Annotated in this window: 10 protein-coding genes; 7 read left to right on the plus strand and 3 right to left on the minus strand. The window is 64.4% G+C overall.

Going from position 1 to position 18,700, the window contains the following annotated elements; all coding sequences use genetic code 11:
- Positions 1-23: 23 nt before the first annotated feature.
- Together IG178_RS07355 and IG178_RS07360 are read left to right on the plus strand one after the other, a co-directional pair.
- Complete coding sequence (locus IG178_RS07355) at positions 24-686, plus strand: zf-TFIIB domain-containing protein (protein ID WP_193211888.1); 663 nt, start codon at positions 24-26, stop codon at positions 684-686.
- Positions 687-823: 137 nt separating this feature from the next.
- Positions 824-1,594 (plus strand): hypothetical protein, encoded by a 771-nt coding sequence (locus tag IG178_RS07360; protein ID WP_193211889.1) that lies wholly within the window; start codon positions 824-826, stop codon positions 1,592-1,594.
- A gap of 8 nt (positions 1,595-1,602) precedes the next feature.
- Here IG178_RS07360 and IG178_RS07365 read toward each other — a convergent pair whose 3' ends face one another.
- A complete protein-coding gene (locus IG178_RS07365; RefSeq protein ID WP_193211890.1) occupies positions 1,603-2,808 on the minus strand; it encodes a hypothetical protein in 1,206 nt (401 codons plus the stop codon).
- A 109-nt stretch (positions 2,809-2,917) separates the two neighbouring features.
- Here IG178_RS07365 and IG178_RS07370 point away from each other — a divergent pair, with 109 nt between their 5' ends.
- From IG178_RS07370 to IG178_RS07380, 3 genes are all read left to right on the plus strand, one after another.
- On the plus strand, positions 2,918-5,452 hold the full coding sequence (locus IG178_RS07370; RefSeq protein WP_226895089.1) for a DEAD/DEAH box helicase: 2,535 nt from the start codon (positions 2,918-2,920) through the stop codon (positions 5,450-5,452).
- Positions 5,453-5,675: 223 nt separating this feature from the next.
- Positions 5,676-6,128, plus strand: coding sequence for a hypothetical protein (locus IG178_RS07375; RefSeq protein WP_193211892.1), 453 nt, complete (start codon positions 5,676-5,678; stop codon positions 6,126-6,128).
- 10 nt (positions 6,129-6,138) lie between these two features.
- A complete protein-coding gene (locus IG178_RS07380; RefSeq protein WP_193211893.1) occupies positions 6,139-6,726 on the plus strand; it encodes a hypothetical protein in 588 nt (195 codons plus the stop codon).
- A 63-nt stretch (positions 6,727-6,789) separates the two neighbouring features.
- Here IG178_RS07380 and IG178_RS07385 read toward each other — a convergent pair whose 3' ends face one another.
- Positions 6,790-13,959 carry a DUF11 domain-containing protein gene (locus IG178_RS07385; RefSeq protein WP_193211894.1) on the minus strand — a complete coding sequence of 2,390 codons (7,170 nt, stop codon included), beginning with the start codon at positions 13,957-13,959 and terminating at the stop codon, positions 6,790-6,792.
- A gap of 223 nt (positions 13,960-14,182) precedes the next feature.
- On the opposite strand from IG178_RS07385, the gene IG178_RS07390 reads away from it, so the two are divergent.
- Both IG178_RS07390 and IG178_RS07395 read left to right on the plus strand, forming a co-directional pair.
- A complete protein-coding gene (locus tag IG178_RS07390) occupies positions 14,183-16,717 on the plus strand; it encodes a circularly permuted type 2 ATP-grasp protein (RefSeq protein ID WP_193211895.1) in 2,535 nt (844 codons plus the stop codon).
- A 19-nt stretch (positions 16,718-16,736) separates the two neighbouring features.
- Positions 16,737-17,609 carry a transglutaminase family protein gene (locus tag IG178_RS07395; protein WP_193211896.1) on the plus strand — a complete coding sequence of 291 codons (873 nt, stop codon included), beginning with the start codon at positions 16,737-16,739 and terminating at the stop codon, positions 17,607-17,609.
- Here the strand turns inward: IG178_RS07395 and IG178_RS07400 are convergent.
- A complete protein-coding gene (locus IG178_RS07400; RefSeq protein WP_193211897.1) occupies positions 17,570-18,658 on the minus strand; it encodes a right-handed parallel beta-helix repeat-containing protein in 1,089 nt (362 codons plus the stop codon). The two genes, IG178_RS07395 and IG178_RS07400, sit on opposite strands and share 40 nt — an antisense overlap.
- Positions 18,659-18,700 lie beyond the last annotated feature (42 nt).

Raw genomic sequence — 18,700 nt, forward strand, 5'->3', positions numbered from 1 at the left:
GGAATCGCGTTAGACCATCCGCCATGAAGTGCACCAGCTGCAGCGGTCGCCTCGAGGGCACCATGACCTTCTGTCCCTTTTGCGGCGTCCGGCAGGACGTCAATCTCCGGCAAATCCATTTCCGCGATCTCGGTGCCGACCATTCCCTGCCCTGCCCGCAGTGCGAAACTCCCCTTGGCGTGATCGAATTCGACACGGACCCCCCCGTCCGAATCGAGCGTTGCCAAACCTGCTACGGGACCTTTTTCAATCCGGGTGAGCTCGAGGCGCTGCTCGACGCACAGACCAATCCGCTGGTCTGGCTCGACCCCGTGCAGCTCAAGCAGATCGCCACCGATTACGGCCACAACCACGAGGTGATCTACCGCAAGTGCCCGATGTGCGCGGAGCGGATGAGCCACCTCAACTTCGGCGGCCAGAGCGGGGTCATCCTCGACCGCTGCGGCACCCACGGCGTGTGGCTGGAAGGCAGCGAGCTGCGCCGCCTCACCGAATGGTGGCGGGCCGGAGGAAAACTCATCTATCAACAGAACGAGGCCGAACGGGCGAAGCGCCTTGTCACATCGCCGCACGAGGACCGCAAGGGGCCGCCCTTGGTCACCACCGAGAGCGGTAGGGACGGCACGCTCGACGGGATCGACATCCTCACCATCGTCGGCTCCTTGCTGTCGTGGATTGCGGATTGATCGCGGCGCGGATCCTTGATGTCTTCCAGTTGATGGAAGAACCCGGCACGCGACATCCCCTGTCTCCCTGGCGGTTGATCTTTATCGCGAGCTGCGGATGGATCTTCGGGACCTTCGTTGCCTGGGCCGTTCTGTCCATGATCCCGATCAAATACCTCGGCCGCGCCAAGGTGGAAGCCATCGAACATCGCTCCCACGCCAAGACGATCACCCCGCTCCGCGCCGCCTTCACCGTGCGGGAACTCGACCTCGAGAAACGCCGAGGAATCAGCTTCCAGGAAGCCTGCGGGATTGTCGCCAAGGCCGTGAAGCTGAGGTCCGGGGATGACGGCGTGACCATCGATGTCCTCCACGACGACCCGAAAGAGGCACAGATAATCGCGACTTCCATTGCCGTCGGTCTCGACTCGCCGCAGCGGGAAAAGGAAATGGCAGCCAAGGGCATCGCCATGGCGCCATACTCCGACGCGGAACTCCAGGACATCTATTCCCTGCAGACCCTTGAAAACATGCTCCAGGAGGAGGCGGTCCGGGCCGGCTACGTCGATTTTCTCGCAGCCATCGACCAAGCGTCCCGTGGCGATGAAAGGGCGACCGCCTTGGTCTCCGGAGAAGATTTCTCCCGCCGGTGGACGATGTTCAGGGATCTCGCCCCCAAGATTGGCTACTACAATCCTCCCGGCGAGCCGCTCCGCGCTCCCAACCGCCACATCTGGGTGGCGGATATCGCCCTCACCCCCGCGAGCCCCAAGACCCAACTCTGGATGCGCGGTGCCCAGCTGCTGGGCTTGGCACTCGCCGGTTTGTTGATCTTCGTGCAGGACCGCCGCAATTCCCCCTATCTCCGCCCCGCCCCGCCGGCCCCGCGCCCCAAGCTGCCGGAGGGAGAATACGACGACCCCTGGTAACGCGGGCATCACTTGCGCGGCACCGACACGTAGCCGAACACCGGCCCGGACCGCTTGATCGCCTTGAGGGCTTCGACCAGGGGCAAGACCTGCTTTTGCAGGCCATCGTGAAGCACCAAGGCGGGCCCGGTCTCGCCAGCCGCCGCCGCGTAGCCGATGACCACCCGCGGTTGGCTGCCGTCGAACCACACCGGGAGCAAGTCCCTGGAACCAATCTGGTAGCTGTTGACCGCCAGCTTTGAAATCTGCGCCAAGCCCTTCAGGTCCGCCGCCGGCAACTCCTTGTCGATCACGCTCACCAAGGTCGTGCCTCCCTTGGTTTCCTTTTCAAGAACCGCGAAATCGATCGCCGGATACGCCTTTGCCAGGGCATCCATCCCTCCGGGGGCCGGATCTCCCTTCGGCTTGAGGCTCTCCGCGACCGCCTTCAACTGCCCCGCCGCCAATCGCAGCTCGAGGGCCTCCGGCAATTGCCCGAGCGACAGGGGCTTCATCGATGGCACCCCGTTTCGCTCCAACGTCACGCGGTGGTAGCTGGAGAAATACCGCTTTTTGTTCCGCGTTCCCTTCTTCGACTCCGTCAGCATCCGCGACGCGAGACCCGGCAAGCCCAGGGTCCGGATCGAACCGGTGGTGGGATCGTGCACCAGATAGCGTCCGTCGCGGTGCGCCACGAGCAGGACATTGTGGGGCATGCCGAGCTCCCCGTAGACCCGCAACGAGATGAACTCACCGCGATTCAGGGCATCCTCGAAGACCCCCGTGATCATCTTGCCCGCCCGGGTGATCAGTTCCTTGTTGGCCGCATCCGGGTAGTAAACCGTTGTGCCGCGCGCCTTCATCCCGAACAGCTCGTAAAAGATCTGCTTGTCGAAGGCGCGGTGCAGCAGGAAGTCGCCCCGCCTCAGCCCGTAGACGCTGGTGATGAACGCCCGCGATTCCGGCGACCGGTCGGCCACGTGGATCCCGCTGACGTAGGTGAGAGCCGGCACATTGGCAAAGAAGGCACAGCCAACCCCAAACTGCCGGGCCCCGGGCAGGGCCGTCGCCTCGCGGAAATGCCGTTCCCGCTCGGCGTCCTCCATCACCCCGGGTGCCGCGAGATGGGCCGGAGCCGTCGCCGGGAGCAGTCCCATCCCGACCAGCAGGATCCATTTTCCGATCCACCGGCGGCCTCCCGGGCCGAACGGATACCAAGCAGGGTTCTTCGCCATTCAGCCACCCATTCAGCCGCATTCCGCAGGATCCCGCAAGCACTCCTCGACCAGCGCCTCCAATAAACCCTCGCCCCTGCATGCCCGCCCGGCCACGATGCGCCCGCCCATGCCGCTCGACCCCGCCAAGCTCGCCGATCCTTCGTCCTCCGATGAAATCCTGAGCGCGTTCCTCGACCACCTCGTCGAGACCGGGGTCGAACCCTACGATCACCAGGAGCAGGCGATCCTCGAACTCTTCGCCGGCAACAACGTCATTCTCAACACCCCGACCGGCTCCGGAAAATCGCTGGTGGCCATGGCCCTCCAGTTCAAGTCGGTCTGCCAGAAGCGCCGGTCCTACTACACCGTGCCGATCAAGGCGCTGGCCAACGAGAAGTTCCTCTCGTTGTGCAAGTTCTTCGGCCCGGAAAACGTTGGCATGATCACCGGCGACGCCACCGTCAACCCCGGTGCCCCGGTCATCTGCTGCACCGCCGAAATCCTCGCCAACCTCGCCCTGCGAGAGGGCGACCGCGCCGCAGTCGACGACGTGATCATGGACGAGTTCCACTATTACTCGGACGCGTCGCGCGGCTTCGCCTGGCAGGTCCCGCTGCTCACCCTACCGCAGGCGCGCTTCCTGCTGATGTCCGCCACCCTCGGCGAGACCGCCTTCTTCGAAAAGACCCTCACCGACCTGACCGGCGCGCCGACCGTGCTGGTGAAGTCCGAGCAGCGGCCGGTGCCGCTTGATTTCGACTACAGCGAAACCCCGTTGCAGGAGAAGATCACCGAACTGGTCGAGCAGGACCGCGCGCCGATTTACCTGGTCCATTTCACCCAGCGCGCCTGTGCGGAAACGTCGCAGAACCTGATGAGCGCGAACTTCTGCTCGAAGGAGGAGAAGAAGGAGATTGCGGAGATGCTTCACGGCGCCAACTTCCGCAGCCCTTATGGCAAGGAGGTCTCGAAGCTGCTGCGGCACGGGATCGGCATCCACCACGCGGGGCTGCTGCCGAAGTACCGCATCCTCGTCGAGAAGCTCACCCAGAAGGGCCTGCTCAAGGTCATCTGCGGCACCGACACCCTCGGTGTCGGCGTCAACGTGCCAATCCGCACCGTGGTCTTCACCCGCCTGTTCAAGTACGACGGCAGCGGTACCAAGACCCTCGCGGTGCGCGACTTCAAGCAAATCGCCGGCCGTGCCGGACGCCGCGGCTTCGACACCCGCGGCACGGTGGTCGCCCAGGCACCGGAGCATGTGATCGAGAACCTGCGGCTCGAGAAGAAGGCCGCGGCCTCCGGCAAGAAGAGCTTCGTCAAACGCAAGCCGCCCGAAAAGGGCTTCGTCAACTGGGACGAGAACAGCTACCGCCGCCTGATCGACGGCGCGCCGGAGAAGCTTGTCTCCAGCCTCCAGGTCCAGCACTCGATGCTCCTCAACGTCCTCGGCCGCGAACACGAGGACGGCTGTGCCGCGCTGCGGAAGCTCATCGCCGACAGCCACGAGCCTCCCGCGAAAAAGAAGGCGCTGAAGCGCCGCGCCTTCCAGCTGTTCCGCGGTCTGGTCGAGGGCGACATCCTGCGCATCATCCCGCCCGCCGAACGCAAGGGACCGGTCAAGGTGCGGCTCAACATCGAGTTGCAGGAGGACTTCTCGATGAACCAGGCGCTGGGACTTTACCTGCTGGACACCCTGCCGCTGCTCGACCGCGAGGCGCCGGACTACGCTCTCAATGTAATCTCCCTGGTCGAGGCCATCCTCGAGAACCCGGAGGCCATCCTCCGCAAGCAGGTCGACCTGCTGAAGGGCGAGCTGATCGCACGGCTGAAGAACGAGGGCGTCGAGTACGAGGAGCGGATGGAGCGGCTCGAGGAAGTCGAGTGGCCGAAGCCCGGCAAGGACTTCATCTACGATACCTACAACCGCTTCGTCGCCGAGCGACCGTGGATGAAAGAGGCGAACGTCCGTCCGAAGTCGATCGCCCGCGAGATGTTCGAGAACTGGCAGTCGTTCGAGGACTACGTGAAGACCTACGGCCTCGAACGCAGCGAGGCGGTGCTGCTACGACACCTATCGGAGGTTTACAAGGTTCTCTCCCAGACCGTCCCGCCGATGGCCAAGACCGAGGAACTGGTCGAGGCCGAGGAATACCTGGAGGACATCCTGCGCAACGTCGACTCCAGCCTGCTGGACGAGTGGGAGAAGCTCCGCAACCCGGACTACGTCCCCGAGTCCGAGAAGCCGGCCGCCGAGCGCAAGTCCGTCGCTTTCACCCGCAACCGCCCCGCCTTCACCCGCGCCCTGCGGAATGCGGTCTTCTCGCTGGTGAAGGCCTTTGCCGAGGAGAACACGGCGGCCATCCTCGACCAGGTCGAACCGAACGATTCCGCGGGCGAGGCATGGACGGCCCAACGGATCGAGGAGCTTCTCGACGGCTACTTCGCGGAGCACGAGCGCATCCGCCTCGACCCCGAGGCCCGCGCCGCCAAGCACAGCCGGATCACCGACGACGACCCGCGCCGCTGGACCTACGAGCAGATCCTGGTCGACCCGGAGGAACTGAACGACTGGAGCCTTCAACTCGTCGTCGATCTCGATCGCAGCGATGAGGAGTCCAGGCCGGTGCTGGTCCTGCAATGCATGGGGTCGATAGTTTAAAGCCAAGCTGAGCTGACAACTTTAATCATGGAGAGACCCCTCATTCCTCCACTGAACTATTCATTGTAGCGTCGAGAGTCACCCATTCTGAGCTCGAGGAAACCATTCACAGTCGATCCTCGACACATTCGAACCGCTCCAACTAGGCTCTTCACTACCATCTAAGCACCTCGCCAACTCAGGAATCAACGAGCGAAGTGTCAATCCACCTGCGCCCCAAGAAATGAAGGCCGTTACATTTGCAGCAGTTTCAATGCTGATTCTATCAGATGCGTCGTACACCGCTGACGACCTCGCGATTCCCGATCATCGGAGGAGCAAAGAATACAGCGTCGTGTCAATTGACGGCAGATTTGCCGCTTACATAGGAAGCACTCCGATAATCCTGACTGCCAAGCTTCGGGACAAGAAGCCGAAAACGTATATCGAAGCGATTGAAGCCTTCGGCCCCGCATTCATTTTCCGGGACTCTTCATCAGGCGTATGGGAGTGGCATTTCGATGACGGCATGGTCTACGGCGTCGCACCGAAATGGCATGGCGAGCTGACGTCACCGATTTCGCTGAAGCTCCAAAAGAGCGGCTTGATGGTTATCCGCTCCCAGGGATCGAAAGCCGTTCAAGGCGACAGTCGACAAGACGCCACTCGACCCGACACGGCACAGCCTCCTAAATAGCCACACGAAGATGCTCGCGAACGTCGCCCTGCCATCCTTTCTACCCCATAGTGCGGCGACCGCCATCGGGCTGCTGGTCATTGGCCTCATCGAAGGCTTCTTCCTGACGCGCGCCCTCAAGCAGCCGTTCGCCGATAGTTACCTCCTGGCGCTCCGGGCCAACTGGAATTCCACCATCATCGGCATCCCGGTGGCTTGGGTCCTGTGGATCGGCGGACTGATACCGGTCAGCTGGCTCGCCGCGAGAGCCGGCATTGAAGTCCACCCGCTGGTGACAAGCTCCACGATCCAATCGGCAATGTGGGGCGGCTTGATACCCACGGAATGGACCGGGGTTGGTCATGCCATCGGATCCCTCGTCCTGCTGGTGCCTTTCTGCCTCGGCTCGATCTGGATCGAGCGCCGCACCTTGTGCCGACACCTCCCGGAAGCCGACCGGAGCGCCATCCGCCGGGCGGTGATCCAAGGCAACCTCGCATCGTACGCCATCTTCCTTGTACTCGGCCTGCTCACGCTCGATGAAGCGATGAAGGAGTATCCCGCGGCAAAACAACGATTCGAGGAACGGCAACAACGGCTCAGGCACAAGCAGCCCTGACTGAAACTCCCGCGAGGTCTGGGGTCGGAGAATCCCGCTGCGGTCGCCTGGCGCCGAGGCATTTCAGGGGGGAGGCTCCGCCCATTCGAGGCGAATGAATCCCTTGCCCCGCGACGGCTTCGTGATCTCCGCCTCGATCAACTCCACCCTCACGCCGTCCCTTTCGACCACCCCGGTCACCCGCTCGCTCACGCTGCCGGGCGCTTCCCACCGGCTGAGGTCGTCGCTGATGCCATAGCGATAGGGACGGGTGTAGAATCCAGCCAGCCGCGGGAAGCGGATCCGCAGGGTATCCTCGTAAGGCAACGGCGAATCCATGCGAAGCGGCGATTGTCCCGGTTGGTCGGGCGAGGTTCCGAAGAGTTGCTCGAACACGTCGGTGGTGCCATCGCCGTCACGGTCCGACGAAGGATCCGGGGACCACGGTCCGGCGGCAAGTGAGGTGTCCGTCACGGGTGCGCGGGACGGGTACGGTTCAGCGCTCCAGCGGACAAGCATGATGCCGCCGGGCGGGTCTTCGAATTGATCCGTGGCCAGCTTCCCGAGCATGGCAAACCCGTCCGTGCCCCATCGGATCAGCTTGCGGGCGTCGTGGAACCCCAGCCCGCTGATCGAAGGACCGAGGCCGAGATCGGCAAGGGTTTCAGTCGAGAATGCCCGGATCCCTCCGGATCCCCCGAAATACGCGCGCCGGGTGGAGGCATCGATCCACGGCAAGGAAAGATAGGGTGAGGGCAGACCGGGGAAGACACCGAGCTGGGTCATGTCATCGCCATCTGCCAACCTACCACTGGAGCTCACCACGAGATCGCCGTCGGCGCGGATGTCACGGGCCAGGTAATCGCCGCCGAACGCCGCAGGACCTGACAGGAGAGAAACCCCGAGGTCATCGACCACGACCTTGCGCAATCCCCTCGCATAAGACGAAGGGTTGAAAAGGTAGAACACCGCGGGATCTGACGACGCTTCGATCCGCGCCCCCGTCCCATCGCGGGAAACCACCACCGACCGCGGCTCGACTCCATCGTAAACCACGAGACCCGACGACGGCCAGGACAGCTCGTCGTTCCGGGCCACGAGCAGGCTGGTTCCGTCACCTTCCAGCACCACCATGTCGCCCGCCCTGAACTGCCGCCGAGGACCATCTTCGCCAAGCGGAATCACCAGGTCCCGGACCTTGCCATCGAGATCGTAACGGTGGATCTCCGGCCGGTTGGTCAGGGCGGCGTAGAGATACCGGCCATTCTTCGAAATCGCCAGGGTGCCCGGATTGCCGGTGACAGCCATCGGACCGGAAACTATGCCGGTGTGGGGATCGACCGAAAGCAAGGAGCCGTCCCCGGCAGCCGACGAAGAACTGATCCAGATGACGCCGCGCGTGGAATCTTCGATCAAGTCGTTGGCCTGTTGTCGGAGTAGACGAGCCGAATCCGTGGCGGGAACCAATCCAGCAGTCACCGAAACCGAGGCGGTGTTGTTCGCCAGATCAGGATCCACGTGCGCGGAAGTCACTCCGACCTGCGCCGACAAGGCACCCGCCGACAAAGGAGTCGCCTCGACGATCAAGACCTTTGCCGCTCCTGCAGGCAATGCCTCGAGCGAGATCCGGACCCGTTGCCCGTTGATCTCGTGGCTGCCATTCTCCGCATGGAGCGCCGTGACCGACTGATGGGGCGACAGGATCGCCCCGATGACAAGGTCTTCCGCGGGGTTGACACCCTGGTTCGTGACCTCAATCGAGTAGCTCAACGGCTCTCCCACCGTCGGCGACACCGGATAGGCCTGAACGGTCACGGCGAGATCCGCCTCGGGGCCCGATGGCACCAGCTGGCTGCTACGGACGAAATACACCGAGCCGTCCGCCCGGAACGCCATCTGCCGCCCTCCGACCCGGATGAAGTCATCGGCTTGCCCGAGATTCTCCGGCAAAGGGAAATCGAGAACCTTGCTGCGGATTCTTGCATCGTGGGCACTGATACGGCTCCCCGGCGAACTACCGCCAATAGTACCGAGCTCGAGGAAAAACACCCGGTTCAGGTCGAAAGCAGGCACGACAAGACCCGTCGCATCGAAATGATCCTTCCCCTCCGCAACAAGCCCATCGACCACCTCCCCGCGGTTCCCGATCACCAGGTCGCCGGCAGACCAGATGTCGATAGGAAAGTTCGAGAACAGCGAGGCGGTTGAGTCCAAAATACTCACCCCGCTTTCGTCCACCCGAAGACGGCTGAAATGCGCCCAGGTTGTCCCACTATTAACCCCGTAGAAGTGCTCGGAGTCGGACGACGGAACGATCCGGCTGGCAATCGTCTGGTTGGGCCCGCTTTCGGAGGGCCGCCTGACGTCGTCATCGAACACCACCAAGCCACCGTAACCGACGCTGTCGTTGTATTGCTTCAACGAGACGAGGATGCTTCGGCCATCCCCCTCAAGGACTTCGATGTCCCCGGCATACAGGCCGCTCCCGAGCGGGATGAGCAAATCCGGCGACTTCACCGCCAGATCGATGCGCTGGATCGCGTTGCGATCGAGCAACTCCGCGTAGAGGTAGGCGCCGTTCTTCGCGATCGAAAGCTCACCGGGCATGTTTCGCAGCGGGATCTTGTCGATGATCCTGCCGCTCTCCGGATCGAGCGATACGATCAATCGCTCTGCGCCGGGACCCGCAAAGGGAACGCTGGCCCATACCAGCCCGCGCTCCGGATCATCCGCCAGGCCGGCGGTCGCGAGGTCGATCCGGTTCAGAGCATCGCCCTCCGTTTCAAAGCCGACCGGCACCACGGCCATGGCGGCATTGCCGGAAGCCGAGGTGTCGACCGCCGAGGAAATGGCAGTGGCCGAACAAATCGCGCTTCCGGCGAACTCGGCGCGTGCGGCCACGGTCATGACCACCGAATCACCCGGCTGCAGCTTCCCGGGTAGAAATGAAACCCAGCCGTCGGACTCGATATGCGGAACCCCTCCGGCACTCTCAAGCGCCTGTGCACCGGAAATGCCGACTGATACCAGGCAATCCGTTGCGGTGGCCGGACCGGAATTCTCCAACGTGATCCGGTAAACGATTTCATCCCCCACCGACACCGAGGCCGGTGTTGCCTCGACGGACACCGTAAGATCAGCCGCGGGCCCCGAAGGCACCAGCTGGGGATCGGAAAAGATCGCAACCGCGCTGTCGGTCCTGAACGCCAGTCCGTTCGCACCCCAGCGGATGAAACTCCGCGGATAGGTATAACCATGCGGCAGCGATACCGAGAACTGGTGCGTGAAGTTCTCCGAATCCCAAACGGAAATGGCATCGAAGCCTGTCTGGGAAGTCGTCGCATAATCAACGAAGTAGACGCGCCCCGTGGGGGCATCCGGAACCAGCGGGCCGCTGTTCCCGAAGGCACCGAGCCCTTGGAAATGCCTGCCGTCGACAACACTGCCGCCGGTGCCGAAAATCTTGTCTCCCGCGGATTTGATCTCACCGCCAAAACCGCCGACGAGATAGCGCCGCACCTCCACCTCTTTCACCCCGGTGGCATCCACTTCCAGATGGCGGAAGCCAAACTCGGTGCTGGCGTTGTCGTAACCGAAGAACAGGGCAGGATCAGCGGATGATTCGATGAGATTTGAACCGATGTGTCCCTGGGTCACGTTCGGTCGCATCGCCTCGTCGTCGTAGACCGCGACACCCTTGTGGTCCGGCCGAATGGACGGATCATAGCGGGCAACCATCAGTGTCCGGCCATCCCCCTTGATGACCTCCATGTCGCCGGCAAAAAGTCGTGCTGCTTCCGGACCGCTGCCCATCGGGATCGACCGGTCCACCCTTTGCGAGGGAAGGTGGATGCGCTTCACCTCCGGCTGGTCCAGAAGGGCGACATAGAGATAATCCCCGTTCTCCGAAATCGCCAGTTTCGCCGGTTCGGCGTTCAAGGGGATCGGTTCTCCCACCCGGCCCGTGAGCGGATCGACCGGCACCACGGCTTTCCCCAACCCCACCCCCACACTGCCCCGAAGCCCAAGCCAGATCGAACCGCGCGTCGGATCGTGCAACAGATCGGAAACCGGCAATTCGAGGTGATTGAAGGAATAGGCCCCTTGGTCGAATCCGATCATCCACATCGCGCGATCGCCGTTGTCGCCGGGCGTCTGCTCGCGGCTGGCGGCAAACACCCTCGCCGAACATCCGGCCAATGCGGGGGAAGATCCCGTCACGGTGAGAACGATACTCCTCGACGATCCCGGAGCCAGGTCGCCGGGTGAGAAAACCAGGGATGCGCCGGATTGCTCGACGGGAATTCCCGCTGCATCGATCTCCTCGATCTCGCACCCCATGAGCTCCACGTTCAAACGGCTATCCGGCGCAACCGCCGGACCGGGATTGGCGACCTCCACGGCAATAGAGAATCGCTCTCCAACGCCGACCGGATCGGCCGGGGCATCGATGTTCACCCTGAGATCGACGGCTTGCACGGAGGGCAGCGAGCGGGACCCGTTGAACAGGGTGATCCCCTTGTCGCTGCGGAAGGCGAGTCCGGTCCCGCCCCAGCGGATGAAGCTGCCCGGCTTGTCGTGGGATTCGGGGAAAGCGAGTTGAAAGAGAACTTCTGAACTATGTGGATCACAAGCGGCCAAGCGATCGAACCGATGGTCCGAGGGAGAATCCGCTTGCACGAGATAATACACGCGCCCGGCCGCGAGATCCGGCCGGACCGGACCGGCCAGGGGAAAGCCCTGCAACCGGCGGGGCAAATGCCCGTCCACCCGGCGGCCGTTCGTGTGGAAAACCAGCGATCCGTCGGTCACGATATCGCTCTCGATGCTCCAACTGCCGTCGATAACCGAATTTGCAAACAAACCCTGGTAGCGCTCCACGAAGCGGATGCCATTCCCCGTCAGCTCCAGCCATTCAAATCCGAATTCCGAGCTATCGGGATCATACGAGAAAAACCGGTTGGGGTCATCCGAAGGCTCGATCAGGATGGTTCTTCCACTCGACATCTCAATTTGCTCCGGCAATCCAACCCCCCGCTCGAATACCCGCGCCCCGCCTGCTGCCGTCGTGTGGGCCGCACGAAGCGTGACGATCAGGAGATCCGGGTTTCCCGCCGCCGTGCACATGTCACGGGTGATGATCAGGTTCCCGAAGAAATCCCGTCCCAACTCGAAGGTTCTCACCACTGACCATGTGGCGAGGTCGATCTGGGCAATCGTGCCGTTATCTTGCAGCGCGACGTAGAGGAATTCACCACCGCCGGTGATCGCAAGTTTGCGCGGATCATTCGCCAGGACCAGCGATCCGGTGACGGCTCCGCTTGCCGGATCGATCGCGAGGATCGTGTTTGAATATTCCGGCTGCTGCTTCGGGATCGCCGCATAAATCACGCCCCGCCCCGGGTCGTATGCCAGATCGGCCGCCTTCCACGGCAAGGTCCGGACGGCATCCATGGTCCTCGACACTTCCACTCCGGTGGAGTGCTTCACCACCAGTTCGACGGGAGTTCCCGCGCCGGATGGAGGCGTGATCTCGCCTTGCCAGACCCCGTCTTGCAAGGTCACCAGGGAGGGTGACCCGGAAAGGATCGACCCGTCACTGAACACCATCGCCAGCGGAAGCGATCCGCCCACGGTCTGGAGCGGTTCGCCGTCGGCGTCGAGAGCTTGGATCGACACCGGGAACGGCTGCCCCGGCACCATCATGTCCCCCAGGACATCGATCCGGAATGACGACGGTTCGTCATCCAACAGACGGAGAGAACTTTCAGCTGCCGCGTATCCGGCCGCGGTCGCCCGGACCATATCATGGTGCACCGGCCCCGCCACGCTGTCATCCGCGGCGCGGACGACGAACTCCGCCGTGTAGGGCGGCCCCGGAATCACCAGGGTCGCCGGTTCCACGGAAAGGAAGGGACCCGCATCCAAGGTCACGGTCACCGGCCCCGCGCTTGCGGCACCCAGACGGACGCTTCCAGCAACGGTGGAGCCTTCGGTGATCGACTCCGGAAGCGTCAGGCGCAACTCCGCGGCGTCATCGTCGACCGCCACCAGCGAGCCCGTCGCTCCGCCGCCCGGATAAGCGGCCGCGACCTGCACCACGACGTCCCCGTCAATCTCCCAATCATCGGCGGCAGCCACCGGGAAGGCGGCTTCCATCTCGCCAAAGGGCAGATCGAGCGAAGCCGGCAGCACGATCTCTGCGGAATCCGCTTCCAGCGTCACGGTCAATGCACTGTCCGGCGGACGGTTGAACAACAGACGGCCCTCTTTCGTCGCGCCACCTTCCCCCACGGAACCGGGCAACTCCATGGCCAGCTCCAAAGGCGTGACGTCCCCGACCCTGACCGCCTTGCTGCCGACAATTCCCCGCGAAACCGATGCATGGATCACGGTCTTCCGGTGCGGGTCCAGCACCCCGTCGTCCGCCGCCGACACCTCGAACCCGACTTCCGCGGCCCCCGGGGGAAATGTCACCGTCGAGGGCATGACCAGCACTCCCGCCGGTGACTGGCTGAGCGAAATCACGGTCGCCTGCTTGGTCACCAGCCGACGGGTCAAGCGAACTGCCACCGGGCCATCCCCTTCCAGCACCACGGGCGGAACCTCCACCTTCACCCGGTCGTCCCAGGTTCCCTCAAGGCTCACCTGATCGATCGCCAGCCCATCCGTCCCCGCAACACCGTCGCCGCACCAGGAGAAACGGATGCGGAATTTCTTGCCGAAGCCCCCCAACCGGGCGGCGGCCTCGTCCAGCGAAAGGTAGTAGCGCCGGGCCGTTGGTCCGACATCGGCGAATGACATGATGCTGATCCAGTGCTTGCCGTCATTGCTCACCGATACCCCGTCAAAATGGCGCAGGTCCTTCCCGAAGATCCCCTCCGGCGGGGCATCCGGTTGATTGCCCAGGCTCTTGACTGCAAAGCCGAGGGTCACCCCGTAGTAGTTCGAGAGCGGCCATTGAAGCGTGGCTTCCGCCACCGAGGCCACCCCCTGTTGCTTCGAGTCCAGAACAAGATGATGATCAAAGCTGTATGGCTGGAATTCGGTGCTGATGCGCGCCTGCCCTTTCGCAACTTTCCCGACCCTCCATCCCTTCCCGAGGGACTTGCCTCCGAACTCCGTCGAGTAGATTGCCCGGGCCGGGGCGGACATCGCCAGCACCACGGCCAGCAACAGAAGAAACGGCCTGCTGACCGGAAGCCCGACCGTCGCGGCAACAAGCGTTCGCAGAAAGTATTTCGCTGATATCATGAAGGTGTCTGTCGCCGAACCCGCGATGCAAGGGATCGAGACAGCGCCCGTTCCATCATTCAAGAGCATTCACCCGACAACAACCCTACAACTCCCCGCAGCAGCTCCGCCGGATTCATGGTCGCCGGCGAATTTACCCGGGTGATCCCCTCATCCATGGGCCTTCGGGCCACCGCCATCGCCACCATTGCCAAACCGGGCCGTTCCGGTCATACCCGGAGCCATGTCGGCCGCGACCACCCCGAGGAATCCCTTGCCACCGCACTATCCGCGCGGGGTCTGGGACGAAATGGTCGGTGCCGACGGCCGGGTGAACCCGTCGTGGGCCCACGTCGCTTCGTGGCTCGACGGACTGACGCCCGAGCGGGCGGCCGCGACCACCGCCGAGATCCACCGGCTGCTGCGGGAGAACGGCGTGACCTACAGCGTCCACGGCGCGCCCGGCGGCGAACACCGGACCTGGCAACTCGATGCCCTGCCGTGGGTGGTTTCCGAGCAGGACTGGAAGACCATCGAGGCGGGATTGATCCAGCGCGCCGAGCTGATGGACCACGTCCTCAGCGACTTGCACGGCGACCAGAAGCTCATTTCCGGCGGCTGGCTGCCGCCCGAGCTGATCCACGCCCACCGCGGCTACCTGCGGCCTTGCCACGGCATGAGCCTGCCGTCGAAGCGCCAGCTCATCCTCTACGCGGCCGACCTCGCCCGCGGGCCCGACGGCCGGATGTGGGTGGTCAACGACCGCACCCAGGCACCGTCCGGGAGCGGTTACGTGGTGGAAAACCGCGGCGTGATGACGCGCGCGATGCCGCGCCTGTTCCACCGCACCGGGGTGCGCCGGATCGCGGGATTCTTCCGCACCCTGCGGGAAACGCTCGAGTCCTTCCCCGCCCGTGCCGGCGCGCGCGAGCCGCGGGTGGTCATCCTCACCCCTGGTCCCCAGAACGAAACCTATTTCGAGCACGCGTTCCTCGCCTCCTATCTCGGCTACGCCCTGGTCCAGGGCGATGACCTGACGGTGCGCGACGGCTGCGTCTGGCTGCGCTCGCTCGGCGGCCTGGAACCGGTCGACGTCATCGTCCGCCGGGTCGACGCCTGGTTCTGCGATCCGCTGGAGCTGAAGCAGGACTCACAGCTCGGGGTGCCCGGCCTGCTGGAAGCCATGCGCGCCGGCAACGTCGCGGTGGTCAACCACCCCGGCAGCGGCGTGTTGGAGAACCCCGGCCTGATGTCGTTCCTTCCGGGAATCGCCCGCCACCTCCGCGGCGAGGAATTGATCCTGCCCGCCGCGGCCACCTGGTGGTGCGGCGAGAAGAAGGCCCGGGACCTGGTGCTGTCCAAGCTGAATACCCTGGTGGTGAAGTCGATCCACCGCGCGCCGACCTTCGGCACGGTGTTCGGCGGCAGCTTGGACGCCGCCGGGATCGCCGCCCTGCGCGAGCGCATCCTCGCCAGCCCGGAGTCCTTCGTCGGCCAGGAGCAGGTCAGCTTCTCGACCCAGCCTTGCCTGAACAACGGCGACATCGAAGCCCGCCGCGGCGTGCTGCGCGGCTTCGTCACCGCCACCCCCGACGGCCGCTACATGGTGATGCCCGGGGGCCTCACCCGGATCGCCGGCTCGCAGGACGCACTGGTGGTTTCCAGCCAACTCGGCGGCACCTCCAAGGACACGTGGGTCCAGGGCACCGAACAGGAACCTTTCGTCAGCCTCTGGAGCGAATCGGAGCAATTGCAGACCGAGCTCGATGCGCGCAACGTGCCGAGCCGTTCCGGCGAGAATCTCTTCTGGACCGGTCGCTACGCCGAGCGCGCGGAAGGATCCGCGCGCTTGCTCCGGCGGGCCGTCCTCAGCTTCGTCGAGGCATTCGGCGACGACGAGGACCAGCTCAGCCGCCACCGCGAGATCCTGATGAGCGGACTGGTCGGGATCACCAATGCCGCGCCGATCCACCCCGAGGAACGATTCTCGGCGGTCAGCGACGAGGAAGAAGTCATCTCGCTCCTTTCCGACGCCCGCCGGCCGGGTTCGCTCGCCGCCAACCTGCGGTCGTTCCGGAACGCCGCCTACGCGGTCCGCGATCTGTGGTCGCCCGACTCGTGGCGGGTCATCGAGGCCGTGATCCGGGAGTGGGTCGAGGAAGACCTGCCGTCGTGCAACGAGCTCGACGACTACACGGACCCGCTGAACCGCCTGATCCTGCACCTCACCGCCCTGCTCGGCCTGAACCTGGAGAGCATGACCCGCGACGCCGGCTGGCGCCTGCTCGACTCCGGTCGGCGGATCGAGCGCGCCCAGTTCCTGCTCGCCGTCATCCGCAATTTTCTCGTCGAAGGCCGGCCCAGCTCCGAAGAGCACCTGGTCATGGAAACCGTGCTCGCCGCATCCGACAGCCTGGTGACCTACCGCAAGCGCTACCGCACCCACCCGCGGATCGAGCTGGTCCTCGAGCTCCTGCTGCTGGAGCCCAACAACGCCCGTTCCCTGCTCTATCAGATCCAGCGGCTGACCGGGAACATCGAGGGGCTCCCCCGCCAGGACCAGGGAGCGAGGCTCACCCCGGAACAACGCATCCTGGTCGAAACCGGCAGCCGCTTGCGGCTCGCCGATGTCTCCCTGCTCGCCGCCACCACCAACGGGAAGCGCCAGCGGCTGGATGTGTTCGTCAACCAGATGAGCAAGTCGCTGGGCGAACTCTCGGAGGCCCTGACCCTGACCTATTTCCGCCACGCCGAACGACCGCACTTCCTGCGCGGTTGACCCCCACTTCCGACGTTCCATGCGCTACCGCATCCGCCACCGGACCACCTACCGCTACGATGTGCCGGCCAACCTGTGCCACAACGAGGCACGGCTGCGGCCGCTCGATCTCCCGGGGCAGCGGTGTCTGAGCTGGAAGCTCGTCATCGACCCCGAACCGGAGTTCCACCGCACCCGGCTCGACTCCTTCGGCAACCACATCGACTACTTCTCGATCCAACGGCCGCACCCCGCGCTGGTGATCGCCGCGGAGAGCGAGGTCGAGGTGCTGTCGTCCGGCCAGTTCTCCTTCGAAGCCGGCGGGCCGTGGGAGCAGGTCCGGGAAAACCTGCTCGCCTCGAAGGACCCGGCCGCCCTCGATGCCCGCGCTTTCGCCCTGCCGTCGCCGCTCATCCCCGTGCTGCCGGCGCTCGCCGATTTCGCCCGCGAGGACTTCACCCCCGGGCGCTGCATCCTCGAGGCCACCTCGGCCCTGAATTCGAGGATCTTCCGCGACTTCAAGTTCGACCCCGATTTCACCACCGTGGCGACCCCCGTGGTCGAGGTGCTGGAGAACCGCCGCGGCGTTTGCCAGGACTTCGCCCAGCTGATGATCGCCGCGCTGCGCTCGATCGGCCTGCCGGCCCGCTACGTTTCCGGCTACCTCGAAACACTGCCGCCCCCCGGCAAGCCGAAGCTCGTCGGTGCCGACGCTTCCCACGCCTGGGTCTCGGTCTTCGTCCCCGGCGAAGGCTGGCTGGACTTCGACCCGACCAACAACATCCGCCCCGGCGAACGCCACATCACCGTCGCGACCGGCCGTGACTACCGCGATGTTTCCCCCTTGCGCGGCATCACCGTCGGCGGTGCCAGTCACTCGCTGAAGGTGTCGGTGGACGTGTCACCGCTCTGAGCCGGTTGCGGCGGCCGGCCGTAGGTCCCGTCCTTTTCCTCGACGGGCAACACCGGCGCCGACCGGTCCGGCTGGTCCGCCGCGAACCAGCGGTTGCCTTCGAAGCGGCTGGTCTCCGGCGAGGTCCCGGGACCGATGTTGATCTCAGACTTCACCTTCGCCCGCTCGAAGAGGAAGGAGTTGTCCTTCACGACAATGTTCCGGCACGGTGCGAATCCCGGCTCCCGGGTCTCCTGGAGCATCCGGAAAATCCACTTTTCGGGTCCCCTCACCGTGTTGCCCGTGAACTCCGCCCCGTCCACCCCGGTGAAGGCGCAGGCACAGGTGCCGCCCTCGATGACGTTGCCACGGATGACGATACGGCGTGCCTCGTACTTCGCTCCCGGCGGCCGGAAGAAATCGAGCCCGGTCGAACCGCCGGCCTGGATCGGCCGCTCGCCGGCATCCTTGAAGCGGCACTTCTCGATGGTGACGTCCTCGCAACCGCCCTTGAACTGCGGACCGGTGTGCTGGGAAAAGCCGGGCTTGCCCGAGATCGAGCAGCCGGTGATGAGGACCTTGTGACAGCCAACCAGGTCGATCGCCTGGCCGCCCCAGCCCTGGATCTTGCAGCTGCGGATGATCAGCCCGTCGAGGCCGGAGCACTTGATGGCGTCGAAATTCCCGACCGGACCCGTGTCCTCCACCACCACGCCTTCGATTGTTACCCCGGTCACCGGCTGTTCGCGCCTGCCGCCGTCGTCGAGGTTAATGCCGTTCCCGCTCTGGCCGCGGCAGCGCAGGTTGCGCAGCGTCAGTCCGGGACACTTCGAGAAATGCCAGGCCTCCTTGCCACCGGTGAACTCCGGCGGCTGGTCCGGATCGCTCGCTTCAACCGTGAGGTTTTCGATGCCCGTCACGAAGTGACCGCCGCCATACTCCCCTGGCCCGATCTTCAAGACGTCGCCCGACGCGATCCCGCGCAACGCCGCAGCGAGGCCCGGTCGATCGCTTACCTTCACCTCCGCCGCCCGGAGCGGGTTGCCGGCGAGGAGAATTCCGACGAACAAGGTGCACCGCATCCTGAAGAGACGCGGTCGCGACCGTCAATC

Origin of the sequence: Neoluteolibacter marinus, assembly GCF_014904755.1 — a bacterium.
Lineage (GTDB): Bacteria > Verrucomicrobiota > Verrucomicrobiia > Verrucomicrobiales > Akkermansiaceae > Haloferula > Haloferula marina.

What these genes read in the sequence shown, in the direction of transcription:
- IG178_RS07355 (WP_193211888.1), top strand. Translation starts at nt 24, where the DNA reads ATGAAGTGCACCAGCTGCAGCGGTCGCCTCGAGGGCACCATGACCTTC.
- IG178_RS07360 (WP_193211889.1), top strand. Translation starts at nt 824, where the DNA reads ATGATCCCGATCAAATACCTCGGCCGCGCCAAGGTGGAAGCCATCGAA.
- IG178_RS07365 (WP_193211890.1), bottom strand. Translation starts at nt 2,808, where the DNA reads ATGGCGAAGAACCCTGCTTGGTATCCGTTCGGCCCGGGAGGCCGCCGG.
- IG178_RS07370 (WP_226895089.1), top strand. Translation starts at nt 2,918, where the DNA reads ATGCCGCTCGACCCCGCCAAGCTCGCCGATCCTTCGTCCTCCGATGAA.
- IG178_RS07375 (WP_193211892.1), top strand. Translation starts at nt 5,676, where the DNA reads ATGAAGGCCGTTACATTTGCAGCAGTTTCAATGCTGATTCTATCAGAT.
- IG178_RS07380 (WP_193211893.1), top strand. Translation starts at nt 6,139, where the DNA reads ATGCTCGCGAACGTCGCCCTGCCATCCTTTCTACCCCATAGTGCGGCG.
- IG178_RS07385 (WP_193211894.1), bottom strand. Translation starts at nt 13,959, where the DNA reads ATGATATCAGCGAAATACTTTCTGCGAACGCTTGTTGCCGCGACGGTC.
- IG178_RS07390 (WP_193211895.1), top strand. Translation starts at nt 14,183, where the DNA reads ATGTCGGCCGCGACCACCCCGAGGAATCCCTTGCCACCGCACTATCCG.
- IG178_RS07395 (WP_193211896.1), top strand. Translation starts at nt 16,737, where the DNA reads ATGCGCTACCGCATCCGCCACCGGACCACCTACCGCTACGATGTGCCG.